The organism is Pantoea sp. PvP021 (genome assembly GCF_054056055.1).
Map to the genome: position 1 here is coordinate 297,557 of NZ_JBSRXX010000001.1, position 13,284 is coordinate 310,840.

10 protein-coding genes are annotated in these 13,284 nt (G+C 53.9%); 7 read left to right on the plus strand and 3 right to left on the minus strand.

Annotated elements, in window-relative coordinates:
* The first annotated feature begins 330 nt into the window (after positions 1-330).
* Entirely contained in the window at positions 331-1,629 is a 1,299-nt protein-coding gene (locus ACVKSX_RS01215) for an NCS2 family permease (protein WP_212685931.1), read from the plus strand.
* Positions 1,630-3,121: 1,492 nt separating this feature from the next.
* On the opposite strand, the gene ACVKSX_RS01220 is transcribed toward ACVKSX_RS01215, so the two are convergent.
* Positions 3,122-3,640: a hypothetical protein gene (locus ACVKSX_RS01220; RefSeq protein ID WP_354438225.1), complete on the minus strand. Its 519-nt coding sequence runs from the start codon at positions 3,638-3,640 to the stop codon at positions 3,122-3,124.
* A gap of 101 nt (positions 3,641-3,741) precedes the next feature.
* Complete coding sequence (locus ACVKSX_RS01225) at positions 3,742-3,981, minus strand: hypothetical protein (protein WP_354438227.1); 240 nt, start codon at positions 3,979-3,981, stop codon at positions 3,742-3,744.
* Between the two features lie 294 nt (positions 3,982-4,275).
* Between ACVKSX_RS01225 and ACVKSX_RS01230 the strand changes: the two genes are divergently transcribed.
* Positions 4,276-4,608, plus strand: coding sequence for a hypothetical protein (locus ACVKSX_RS01230; protein ID WP_172608300.1), 333 nt, complete (start codon positions 4,276-4,278; stop codon positions 4,606-4,608).
* A 1,202-nt stretch (positions 4,609-5,810) separates the two neighbouring features.
* Positions 5,811-7,355, plus strand: a complete 1,545-nt coding sequence (locus ACVKSX_RS01235; protein WP_187501059.1) for a methyl-accepting chemotaxis protein — start codon at positions 5,811-5,813, stop codon at positions 7,353-7,355.
* A 103-nt stretch (positions 7,356-7,458) separates the two neighbouring features.
* Here the strand turns inward: ACVKSX_RS01235 and ACVKSX_RS01240 are convergent, their stop codons facing one another.
* Entirely contained in the window at positions 7,459-8,913 is a 1,455-nt protein-coding gene (locus ACVKSX_RS01240) for an AMP nucleosidase (RefSeq protein WP_010670874.1), read from the minus strand.
* Positions 8,914-9,378: 465 nt separating this feature from the next.
* On the opposite strand from ACVKSX_RS01240, the gene ACVKSX_RS01245 reads away from it, so the two are divergent.
* From ACVKSX_RS01245 to ACVKSX_RS01260, 4 genes are all read left to right on the plus strand, one after another.
* On the plus strand, positions 9,379-10,788 hold the full coding sequence (locus tag ACVKSX_RS01245; RefSeq protein WP_187501110.1) for an EmmdR/YeeO family multidrug/toxin efflux MATE transporter: 1,410 nt from the start codon (positions 9,379-9,381) through the stop codon (positions 10,786-10,788).
* A gap of 196 nt (positions 10,789-10,984) precedes the next feature.
* On the plus strand, positions 10,985-12,097 hold the full coding sequence (locus tag ACVKSX_RS01250; protein WP_354438229.1) for a lactonase family protein: 1,113 nt from the start codon (positions 10,985-10,987) through the stop codon (positions 12,095-12,097).
* Between the two features lie 147 nt (positions 12,098-12,244).
* A complete protein-coding gene (locus ACVKSX_RS01255; protein WP_010247735.1) occupies positions 12,245-12,400 on the plus strand; it encodes a hypothetical protein in 156 nt (51 codons plus the stop codon).
* Between the two features lie 425 nt (positions 12,401-12,825).
* A complete protein-coding gene (locus ACVKSX_RS01260; protein WP_022625466.1) occupies positions 12,826-13,047 on the plus strand; it encodes a SymE family type I addiction module toxin in 222 nt (73 codons plus the stop codon).
* The last annotated feature ends 237 nt before the right edge of the window (positions 13,048-13,284 follow it).

The window sequence follows — 13,284 nt, forward strand, 5'->3', positions numbered from 1 at the left end:
CGCCTGTGAGAGTGCGGAAGCGTGCGCTGGCGCAGAGTTTTTCGGGGCTGCCTGTTTGCCGCAGGAAAACGATTGCGCGGCATCGGTGCATTGCACCATAATCGCGCCTCGTTTTGGTTCGGAATTCTCTTAGGCGTACCCGGCTCTGCCAGGTAATCGATTGCGTCGGTAGATGGCATGACAATTGCTTTGGGCAGTGGGTAAGTCAGGGATTTCATGCGATTCTGGCAAGCAAGTATGCAGCGGCCGGCATCAATGTCCCGGAAACAGAATAATCAGCATGCAAACCCCTTTGGCAAGTGAGACTGATGTCTCCTGTATCGAGAGATGATGATGTTAGAAAAACTATTCAAACTCAAAGCGCATAACACGACGGTTCGTACTGAGATTATCGCCGGGATCACCACCTTCCTGGCGATGGCTTATATTCTGTTTGTGAACCCAAGCATTCTGGGCGCGACCGGCATGGACAAGGGCGCGGTATTTGTCGCCACCTGTCTGGCTGCGGCGATTGGCTGCGTGCTGATGGGGCTGATCGCCAACTATCCGATTGCGCTGGCTCCGGGTATGGGACTGAACGCCTTTTTCACCTACACCGTTGTGCTGCACATGGGCTATACGTGGCAGATTGCGCTGGGCGCGGTGTTTCTCTCGGCGGTGATTTTCTTCGCGATGTCGCTATTTAAGATTCGTGAATGGATTATTGCCAGTATTCCGCTGCCGCTGCGCGCCGGGATTGGTGCCGGTATCGGGCTTTTTCTGGCGCTGATTGCGCTGGAAGGGGCGGGCATTGTGGTCGATAACCCGGCGACGCTGGTGGGCATTGGCGATCTGACTAAACCGGGTCCGCTGCTGGCGATGCTCGGCTTTGTGGTTATCGTAGTACTGGAAGCGCGTCGGGTGACGGGCGCAGTGCTGATCGGTATTCTGCTGGTGACCTTTATCTCCATGGGTATTGGTCTGTCGCCTTTTGCCGGGGTCTTCTCTGCACCGCCATCGATTGCACCGACCTTTATGCAGCTGGATATTGCCGGCGCGTTTAACGTCGGCCTGATCAGCGTGATTTTTGCCTTCCTGTTTGTTGATGTGTTTGATAACACGGGCACGCTGCTGGGTGTGACCAAACGCGCCGGTCTGGCGGATGAGCAGGGTAACGTGCCGAAGATGGGCCGTGCGCTGATTGCTGACAGTGCGGCTGCGCTGTTTGGTTCACTGCTCGGCACCTCGACCACTACCAGTTATGTGGAATCGGCGGCGGGCGTGAGTGCCGGTGGCCGTACCGGCCTGACCGCGATTGTGGTCGCCGTGCTGTTCCTGCTGGCCCTGTTTTTCTCGCCGCTGGCCTCCAGTGTTCCGGTTTATGCCACCGCGCCTGCGTTGCTGTTTGTAGCGGTGCTGATGGCATCGGGCCTGGCAGAGATTGACTGGAAAGATATCACCACCGCCGCGCCGGTCACCGTCACCGCGCTGACCATGCCGCTGACCTATTCGATCGCCAACGGCATCGCGTTTGGTTTTATTACCTGGACGCTGGTGAAGCTGTTGAGCGGACGCGCGAAAGAGGTGAATGCGGCGCTGGTGATCCTGTCGATTCTGTTTGTGATTAAGCTGGGATGGTTGAGTGCTTAGTTGTTGCCTGGCGGCAGGGAAGGTCGCTTAGCAGCGGGCGGATTTCGCTGTGCAGCGGGCTGGCTATGAGCGGGTTTCGCCTGGCTGCGGGCTGGCACACTGAGTAAGTTTCGCTTAGCAGCGGGCTGGCTATGGGCAGGTTACGCCCGCCTGGGCGATGGAGCGTTTTAGATCACTTAGCCGCGCGTTAACACTGAGCGGGTTTCGCCCGCCAGGCGATGGGGAGTTTCAGATTGCCCGTGCAGGCGGACGCGTCAAGGGGCGGACGCCCGCCCCTTAACAATCCCGGCGTCCGGCTGCCTGCGCGCCCCGCGTAGCGGGGTGCCTTCGTCACGCCCTGCGGCCGACGGACCGTCCGGACTCGCCATCCCTGGCTCGTGCCGTCCTTTCGCCGACGTCCTGTCGGCTCCCGGCTTCCGGTTGTTCCTCAGCGCTCCGGACGCCTCTGGGAAACCCCCTGCCGGTGGGTTTGTCACCCGGACTGGCTGGGCTCCGGCCGCTGAAAGCGGGAAAAGATTCATAAGGTTTCGCTTTGTAGCGGGCTTGCACTGAGCGGTTTCGCCTGCAAGGCGATGGGGCGTCTTAGTTCACTTAGCCGCGCGTTAGCGCTGAGAGGGTTACGCCCGCCAGGCGATGGGGAGTTTCAGGTTGCCTGTGCAGGCGGACGCGTCAAGGGGCGGACGCCCGTCCCTTAACAATCCCGGCGTCCGGCTGCCTGCGCGCCCCGCGTAGCGGGGTGCCTTCGTCACGCCCTGCGGCCGACGGACCGTCCGGACTCGCCATCCCTGGCTCGTGCCGTCCTTTCGCCGACGTCCTGTCGGCTCATCCTTGCCTCTGGTTGTTCCTCAGCGCTGCGGACGCCTCTGGCAAACCCCCTGCCGGTGGGTTTGTCACCCGGACTGACTGGGCTCAGGCCGCTGAAAGCGGGGAAAGATTCATAAGGTTTCGCTTTTAGCAGGCTGACACTGAGCGGATTTCGCCCGCCAGGCGAGGAGAGTTTCAGGTCATTTAGCCGCGCGTTAGCACTGAGCGGGTTTCGCCCGCCAGACGTATGGGAGTTTCAGATCACTTAGCCGCGCGTTAACACTGAGCGGGTTTCGTCGGCCAGGCTATGGGGCAGGCGGTGTCTGATACACTGCGAAACATTACAATAGAGCGCATATGGCGGAGTTGTTGTTATTCGCGGCTGTTCTCGTTTGTGCGTTTAAATTATAAAAGCATTTCACTTGTGACGTTTGTTGTTACTCGCTACTCCATTTCAGCGGTGTATTTAATTCCATTATTTCTCACATCATAGCTATCCAAAAACCCGAGGTTCCACTGTACGCCAGCTCTAAGCTGCATTTCCCTGATGGTAAAAAAAGAGGGGTTTCACACATACTCAGCGTTGACAGGATCTCTGAGCGTTTTTGTTAGTTCAGGTAAGCTGATTTTAATGTTGAGCTAACGGAAAGTTTTCTTACGCTAAATCAGAGTTATTAAAATGCCTGTTTTAGCTGTGAATTAACCCGTGATAATTGCTGTTCAGGCCTGTTTTATAAGCCGGCTGCCAGGAGAGAAGAGATATTAAGGCGTGGTTGAATTTAGTCGCCGCCATCTCCCCCGTCACCACCGTTACCTCCCGCACCGCCGTCACCTCCCGTGCTGCCACCATTCCCTCCGTTCCCCCCTGCGCCACCAGCACTACCATTGCTGCCATCCCCTCCATTTCCACCGTTTCCGCCATCTCCCCCCATACTGCCGTTTCCTCCATTCCCGCCATTGCCTCCGGCCTGGCCATTCTGTCCAGCACCTCCGTTCCCTCCATTTCCACCGTTTCCTCCCAGGCCGCCATTTCCGCCATCACCGCCATTGGCTCCGGCACCACCGTTTCCTCCTGACCCTCCATTTCCTCCGATACCTCCGTTTCCCCCTCGTCCTCCATTTTCACCCGGACCGCCATTGGCCCCGGCACCGCCGTTCTGACCCGGTCCGCCATCAGAACCTGCAGCGGCATCAATGAGAATGACATTATGGTGTGAACTCAACATATCCGTTTTGTACTCAGCATGCGCATACGGAATGATGATTAGCGAAGCTAACAAAGTGATTATTTTCATTTGAAAATCCTTTTCAGAAAACTTTCTCCACCGGTCCCTCCGTTACCACCCGCACCGCCTGCGCCGCCGCCCGCACCACCTGCACCGCCTGCGCCGCCCGCACCACCTGCGCCGCCCGCACCACCTGCGCCACCCGCACCACCTGCGCCACCCGCACCACCTGCGCCACCCGCACCGCCTGCGCCACCTGCGCCGCCTTTACTTGATGTATCGGGATTATCGGCACTCCCACTATTGCCGCCATTGCCGCCATTACCTCCTTTTCCTCCGTTAGTACCTTCTCCCGGAACGCCTCCTTTGCCTCCCGCGCCTCCGTTTTCACCATTGCCTTGTTGTCCGTCTTTGCCTGCTGAGGGCTGGAGGGAGGTATTTGAGGATGAAGTATTCATGTCGCTGGCAGTCTGAGCCAGCGAGTAAAACGGACATGCCACTGTCAGTACGGTGGCTAAAAATAATGGGTAACTTCTGGTAAGTTTCATGTGCTGTTCCTGTGCTAACAGTGATAATGCTCCTGCTATAACGGTTACAAACAGGAGCTTTTTAGTTAATGGACGCCAGACTATCAGTCTCCGCCGCCATCACCGCCGCCATCACCGCCACCATCACCACCACCACCATTACCACCACCATCTCCGCCACCATCATCTCCTCCATTACCACCGCCGTTGCCTGCATCATTTCCGTTACCGTCACCACTCCCGTTAGCATTCCCGGTGCCGTTATTACTGTTATTACCCTGATCAGAACCGTTGCCGTTTTTACTGCCGTTATCATTATTGGAATTATTACCATTCTGGCTGGCGTTAGCGGCGCCATTACCATCACTTCCGCCAGCACCTCCGGCGCCTCCAACACCTCCGGCACCACCTTGCCCGCCTAACGCGCCTCCTGCACCCCCCGCGCCACCTGCGCCGCCGGCACCTCCCGCACCAGTAAGAATGAAGGAAAACTTAGAGGTATTGACGTCAATGTTTGCTGCACTGATATCAAATTGTCTGGCCATACCCTGAGCGGAGTAGAATAAAACCATACTCGCTAACACAGTCATATTTTTAACTTTCACAATGAATCCTCTTTAAGTGAGTAATTAAATTTATTATCTGCGCTGCCAAAGGTATGTTAATTTTCCTCAAATAATTCTTGTCACTCTTCCTCCATTTTGGAGTTTCTTTATGCGTCCTTTATTTAATTTTTATGTGAAAGGCGGAAATGCATTGCCAGAATGTGGCACTAATTTTAAGAAATAGCTTCTCCAGTTGGCTGTTATTTATATTGCACAGTAATTATGGAGTGACAAGCTCAATAATGATGAGTTTTGTTGCTGTGTATGTTTTTATATTTCGTCTGCAATATACTTCAGTTATGTTACGGCTTTTAATTTCATCTGTTACTGCAGCTGATGCGCGAGTCAGGCAAACCTATTTCTCTCTGCGATTGCCCGGGCTATCCGTTCGTATCAAGGGCTGATGATGGAGAGTTTATTCGTGATGCATATCAGACCAGGGCTATCGTGCAGACGGGCACGCTCATCAGCGCACTCAGCGCGTTTTCTGCCTGAAGGCTGGATTGCTACGGTCGGGCTGAAGCATCCTTATGCCGGTCTGTTCTGCCATATTCATCGAACGAATAAAGCATTCATATCCTGCGAGACGTCACAGAACCGGCCCACGTTTAAAGTGATCTACAGAAGTTCCTGACGTTATTTATAATTATAATTTATGTATTCCTGGTTTTTATTTCGGTGTTTTTTGCATGCGAAAAGCATCCAGGTTGTAGCAGCCTTAAAAGCCGCGCCTGCAAGGGTTAAATGAAATTTTTATGACATGCAAACCAGTGTAGCGTAACGCAGTAATAAGTTAAGACAACGGTAAGCATAAGGGTTCTGATTGTTTATAACGCACAAAAAAACGATTTCTGGTTGAACTGGAAAGCATCAAAGCCTGACAAATTTATGAGTTTTTGTGATGCTTTGCAGCGGTGCTATTAATTCTGGTTAATATTATTTATGTGATAAATATTCATTGAAGTTAAAAAAAGAGATGCCGATAGATCTATATCGCCGCCCCCCTTCAAGGAATGTTAATGAAAATCTCTACGCGCCTCGGTTCCGGATTTGGCACGTTAATCATCTTTTTCTCCATATGTATCATTGTCGCTATTCACTCTTTATATCAGGCTAAAAGCACGCTTGAGTCAGTTGTTCAGGGTGATATGAAAAAAACAAAATTAATCAATGAACTTACCCTGGCGCAGCGCGATATGGCGATAACCGTCAGGAATTTATCACTCTTTTCAGATCAGGCTCTTATCCAGGAGCAGTCTGATCGTCTGGTTAAACTGAAGGCTAAATTTGCAGCCAGCAGGGATCAACTGAATACGATGATCAGCCAGTCTGGCGATACGGAAGAATATAAAGCCTTTGCGAAGATCAGTGACAGCGAGAAAAATGCTCTGGACGCCTTCAGTAACACCGTTCCGCTGGCACTGGCTAAAAACAGTGACATCACGGTTAAGTATCTGTTGGAAAAAGTCAGACCCGCACAGGTTCCGCTGCTTGAAGGTCTTACCCTGATGAGTGAAATCCTGGCAAAGCAGTCGGATGACTCAGTTATTCAAAACGCGAAAAATACCGAAAGAGCCTACATCATCCTGGTGACGCTTTTAGTTGCGGCTATTTTGTTCGGCACGGGCACCAGCATCTATCTTATTCGTAAACTCATGAGCGAGCTTGGCGATGAACCGAGTACAGCGCGGAAACTTGCTAATGCGATCACTAATGGGGATCTGACCACACCGGTTAGCTTGAAGAAAAATGACACTCTCAGTCTCATGGCCTCTTTAAACAGCATGCAGGTTCGGTTACGGGATATCGTTTCAGAAATTAAATCAGGCTCTTCTTCAGTCGCCCTTTCTGCGAATGAGATTTCTGAAGGAAACAATGAGCTTGCATCCCGCACTGAACAGCAGGCCGCTGCCTTGCAGGAAACGGCTGCGAGTATGGAACAGCTCACCGCTACGGTACAAAATAACAGCAAAACTGCCAGGGACACAGCCAACTCAGCGAGAGATACCGCCTCGATTGCAAAACGAGGGGAAACGGACGTCAAACGAATGTCAGATACGATGAGTGATATTTCAAAAAGCGCGTCTAAAGTCAGAGATATCACCGCCGTCATCGAAAGCATCGCATTCCAGACTAATATTCTTGCCCTGAACGCAGCCGTTGAAGCGGCACGAGCGGGAGAGACGGGAAGGGGCTTTGCTGTCGTCGCGTCTGAAGTCAGAACGCTTGCACAACGTAGTGCGACTGCCGCAAAAGATATTAAAGCGTTAATAGAGCAGGCTGTCGGACAGGTTGAATGCGGCGTCACTGTTGCCAGTGATACGGGTTTAAGTATTCTCAAAGTCGTGCATTTAGTGGATGAACTGGCTGAATCCATGGATGCTATTGCGCTGTCGTCGGCTGAACAGATGCAGGGGATTTCTCAGGTGAGTATTGCAGTCAGCCAGATGGATGGGGTGACGCAAAATAACTCTGCTCTGGTAGAAGAATCATCAAGTGCTTCTCAGTCTCTCTCTGAGCAAGCGCAGTCTCTCAGGCTGATTGTAGAGACCTTTAAAGTATAAATTATCCCGGCGCTGACATGCGCATTGGGTAAATTCCAAAGCAAGAGGCCGGTACTGCCTGTCAGCAGTACCGGCCTTATTCCTCGCATCAGCCGGCTAACGCTTACCTGAAAGGCGGCTCATTAAAGGTACGCAACTTACGCGAATGCAGCTTATCGCCCTCGGCGCGCAGCAGCTCAACAGCGTGAATACCAATCTGCAGATGCTCCGAAATCGCCCCTTCATAGAAACGGTTCGCCTGACCGGGCAGCTTAATCTCACCGTGCAGCGGCTTGTCTGAAACGCACAGCAGCGTGCCATATGGCACCCGGAAACGATAACCCTGTGCGGCAATAGTGGCGCTTTCCATATCGACCGCCACCGCACGGCTCAGGTTAAAGCGCAGTGCCGAAGCGGAGTAGCGCAGTTCCCAGTTGCGGTCGTCCGTGGTCACCACGGTGCCGGTACGCAACCGCTGCTTCACCTCTTCGCCTGGCATGCCGCTCACTGATTTGGTGGCGTCATACAGCGCGCGCTGCACTTCGGCAATGCTGGGTACCGGGATATCAGGCGGCAGCACGCTGTCCAGCACGTGATCGTCGCGCAGATAGGCATGGGCCAGCACATAATCACCGATCCGCTGGCTCTCGCGCAGCCCGCCACAGTGACCAATCATCAGCCACGCATGTGGACGCATCACCGCCAGATGATCGCAGATGGTTTTGGCATTCGACGGGCCGACACCAATGTTAATCAGCGTAATACCGCGACGATTCGGCGAGGTGAGATGCCAGGCGGGCATCTGGTGCTTCTTCCACGCCAGATCCGAGAGCATCGACTCACTGTCAGCGGTGTCGGCGGTCAGCACCACATCGCCCGCGCAGGCCAGGCTGTCGTAAGGGGTACTGGGATCGCGCACCTGCTCGATCGCCCAGCGCACAAACTCATCAACATAACGGGTGTAGTTGGTGAACAGCACAAACGGCTGGAAGTGCTCTACGCTGGTGCCAGTGTAGTGGCGCAGGCGGGCCAGCGAGAAGTCGGTTCGCAGCGCGTCGAAGTGCGACAGAGGGGATTTTGCATCGGCGTGGAACAGGCCGTCGGCGGTCTCATCACCAATCTGTGACAGCTCGGTGGTCGGGAAGTGGCGCGCAATACCGGCGCTCATGGTCCGATCCAGTGACAGGTCGGAACCGTCGATCACGTAAGGATAGGGGATCTCCTGGCTGGAGGGCCCCACGTCGATCTCCAGCTGATACTCCTTTTCCAGCATCTGAAGCTGTTCCGAAATATAGTGGCGCAGCAATGCCGGGCGGGTGATGGTGGTGCTGTAACTGCCGGTGTGGGTGAAACGTCCCCAGGCACGCGTGCGGTTCTGTTGCGGACCGTCGCCGCGCCAGGTGATGCGCAGCTCCGGGTAAACAAATAGTCCCTGCGCCCGCGCGGTGGCATCGGGCAGCGTGCCGTTTTCGGTAAAGGCTTTAATCGCCTCGCGCAGCGCATCGACGGCACCATCGTACAGGCGTTCAAGTTCATCCAGCGCCTGCTGGCTGGTCAGGTTTTTCCGTAGTGTCGGCATGGTTTCTCCTTCCATTTTTTTCCGCAATTTGCCCCAAGCTTAGCGGGTTTGTTGCGGAGATTGTTGAAGAATCTGTGATCGCCGTTTTTTTGCGCCAGCGAAGCGGGAATTCTGAGCAGTGCTGTTTTAAGTGAAGATCTGCTGCACTGAAAAACAGTAAGAAAATCTTTACTATCAGAAGGGGTGGTTCGCCACGTTTGAATGCGTTACCGATGAGGAGATGGCGGAAAAACCGCCAGCAGCAAAGCATGGCCAACCGATCATAACGTCAGGGAAATAATCAGGTTTGCTACAGCGGGCGGGGCAGTGAGGCAGATTGTGCCGTGGCGGCATTAAAAAGTTTGTAACCATGATTAATTTGCACCGGAAAGACTTTGCATATTTCCCTGCCCACTATCATCATTAGAACTCCTGTCCAGTCTCTTCTGATTTGGTAATCCTTTGCAAAATCCCGGCGTAGCAGTGATGCAGGCGATCAAGCGCACGGCGTGGTACCCGAAACGCCGTTCGTATCGCACGCTCTACTGGCGTGAGATATCGCCATTAGCAGTGCCTATCTTTTTCGAGAACGCCTGTGTGCTATTGATGGGCGTACTGAGCACCTTCCTGGTCAGCTGGCTGGGTAAAGAGGCGATGGCGGGCGTCGGCCTGGCCGACAGCTTCAACATGGTGATCATCTCGTTCTTTGCTGCCATCGATCTTGGTACCACCGTGGTGGTGGCGTTCAGTCTGGCAAAACGCAACGGCAAGCGCGCCCGTGCCGCCACGCGTCAGTCGCTGGCCATGATGACGATACTCGCCTTTGTGCTGGTGATCGCCATTGAGTTCTGGGGCCATCTGATCGTCGATGCGATTGCCGGTGCCGCCGATCCAAAAGTCAAAGCGCTGGCGCTGAGCTATCTGCAGACTTCCGCCTGGAGCTATCCGGCCGCCGCCATCACCCTGATTGGCAGCGGGGCGCTGCGCGGTGCAGGTAATACCAAAATTCCGATGCTGATTAACGGCGGCATGAACATCCTCAACATCATCATCAGTAGCGTGCTGATTTATGGCTGCTTCTCGTGGGACGGTTTAGGGTTTATCGGTGCCGGGCTCGGACTGACCATCACCCGCTATATCGGGGCGATCGCGGTGATTTACGTGCTGATGATCGGCTTTAACGCCTCACTGAAAATTACGCTGTCGAGCTATTTCCGGCGCTGGAACAGCAGCATTCTGATGGAAGTTTTAGGAATAGGCGTGCCTGCCAGTATCGAGTCGGTGTTGTTCAACGGCGGCAAACTACTGACACAGGTGTTTGTTGCCGGAATGGGCACCAGTGAGATTGCGGGTAACTTTATCGCGTTCTCGGTTGCGTCGCTGATTAACCTGCCGGGCAATGCGCTGGGTTCTGCATCCACCATTATTACCGGCACCCGTCTGGGCAGAAATCAGGTGTTCCAGGCAGAGCGTCAGGTGCGGCATGTCTTCTGGCTGGCGACGTTGTGTCTGAGCGCGATGGCCCTGCTGACGGTGCCGCTGGCCGGGTTGCTGGCGCGGTTCTATACCAGCGATCCGGAGGTCATTGATGTGACGAAGCATCTGCTCTGGCTCAACGCGCTGTTTATGCCACTGTGGGCCGCATCCTGGGTGCTGCCCGCCGGTCTCAAGGGCGCACGCGATGCGCGTTACACCATGTATGTGTCGATGTTCAGCATGTGGGGCGCCCGCGTGGTGGTCGGCTACCTGCTCGGTATTGAACTGGGGATGGGCGTGACCGGTGTCTGGCTGGGGATGTTCCTCGACTGGACGGTGCGTGGCATCTTCTTCTGGTGGCGGCTCAACAGCGGCAAGTGGCTCAACCGCTATCGAAAAATGATCGCGAAAACCGGTTAGCGCGTTGTTAACGCCTTTCCCCCGCCGTGGGGAAAGGCGCCATACCTCTTTTAGCACCATTAAAAATAACATCTCCGTCACATCTCCAGACTTTCGAACCGAATTTCAGACAGTTGCACAAAGCCAGCCTTCCCAGACAGGGTTAGCGTAATGCCTGCTGCGCAATGATGCAGACACTACTTATCAAGGTGACCCTATGATCCGTCTGAAAACGGCGCTGGCACTCCTGCCGCTGCTGTGTAGCGCCCCGTTATGGGCGACAACCTTTGTCTATGTGTCCAATGCCGAATCCGGCACCGTTTCCCGCTATCAGCTCAGCGAGGCGAATGGCAGCCTGCAATGGCGTGGCGATACGCCTGCCGGTAAAAAGATTATGCCGCTGGCGGCCAGCCCGGATGGTAAACGGCTCTATGGTGCGCTGCGGAGTCCGCCTTATTCGATCATCAGCTGGCGCGTCTCGGGTCCGCACGGTGACTTGCAGAAACTGGCGGTGACACCGGTTGCAGCCAGCTTTCCGTGGATCACCACCGACAGAAGTGGGCGCTATCTGCTGGCTGCCTCCTATGACAGCGATATCGTCACCAGCAACCGGATTGATGACAAAGGAGTTGTGACAACACAGGTCACGGGCGAGGTGAAAACCGGGCCGCATGCCCATTCGGTGATCACCGACGTCAGCAATCATTCACTCTACGTCGGCAACCTTGGCGCGGATCGCGTGCTGCAATATGCCTTTGCCGATAATGGCGCGATAACGCCGCTGGGCACCGGATTTGTTCAGGGTGAGAAGAACAGCGGCGCACGGCATTCCGTGATATCGCCCGACAATCGTTTTCTCTATAACCTCGCGGAGATGAGCGGCACCATTACGCAGTTCCGGCGCGCGGCGGATGGGTCGCTGACGGAGCTGAAAACCTGGCCGAATGCGGTGGCGAAGAAATATAACCTGCAGCATGGCGAGCAGCGCCCGGCGGGCTACAGCGATCCCACGCCGCGCATCTGGGCGGCAGACATTAAAATCACCCCGGACGGGCAATTTATCTATGTCACCGAGCGCACCTCCAGCACCGTCAGCGGCTACCGGGTTGATAAACAGTCGGGTGAGTTAACACTTATCGGCAGCTGGCCGGTTGAAAAACAGCCGCGCAGTATTGCGATTGATGCGCAGGGTAAATGGCTGATCGTCAGCGGGGAGAAGAGCGCGGTGATTGGCAGTTACGCTATCGATTCCGCCAGCGGTGAACTCAAACGGGTTGCTGAAGCCCCGGCTGGTAAAGGCGCGAACTGGGTGACGCTGATAACGCAGTAACCGTTTTGAGCCGCTGGCATATGGCACTGGCTAAACAGATGCGGGCTGCTTATGCCATTTCCGGCATAAGCAGCGCAGAAATTTTTGGTTCTGATCGGGCGTGTAAGCGGGTTTACTCAGGGCATCAACTGATGCGGAGAGCCTGAGATGAAACAGAAACTGATAGCCTGGTTTGAACAGCTGCTGAGCGGCCCTGTGGCGAGTGACCGTGTGCATGATATTAACGTGGAACTGCTGCTGCCGCTGAGCCAGCTGTATGGACTGGAATATTATCCGGCAGTGCATCGCTACCATGAAAAATAATGGTTGTTGTATGTTGTCTGGTTAAAGGCCCGCTACGTTGCGGGCCTTTTTGCGTTTGGGCCAGGATAGAGTGTGGACTTCATTTCTCCGATTAATACAGGGTAGAGATCTCTGATAGGCATGTCAGGAAACTTCGTTTAATATCTGCGAGTTGTGTTCCAGTTCTGCCTGTTGTCGTCCAGCGTTAATCGACGTATTCTTTTTCTGCGCCTGCAAAATCAGGCGACGGAATTGGAACTCCGGTTAATCATACTGGCGACAATGTATTATTGTCGTACGTCTTGCTACACCTCAATGGTGGGCTGGGCGAGGGCACCTCAGGGTGCGCCGGTTCAGTATGCCCGGTAGTTCCAACCTCGTTCAGTCTGCCACCCATGAGATTGGAACCTCAGGTGGCGGTTTAAAAGCATACTGGAGACATCCCCATGACCACGAACCTCGATCAATGCCACTTCTCATCTGAAGTCGCGCCATCTAAAACACAACGTCGCTATACCATCGGCTATCAGCCTAAACGCGGTGATTGCAGTACACCTGCAATACATCTGAGCGGAAAATGGCTGCGTGAGGCAGGATTTGATACCGGAACCATTATTACGGTGAAAATTGAGCAGGGTTGTCTTGTGCTGGTTCCGGAAAATGATTAAATATAATTTCCTGATATAGGGAAATGACTCAGATAATGTTAATCACTTTTATTCAATTGCGTAATGGCGCTTGTTTTTAGAGTTTATCAGTCAGGGTATATAAGAGAAGTTGTAAAATCTATTTTTGATGTTTTCTACAGGAACATCTGAATGGTTTCTATCAACGTTTAAAAGAGCTTTCCAGCATTCGTCTTAATTTATCCTGACTAATCTAAAAGATAAAAGCCTCATACTTTC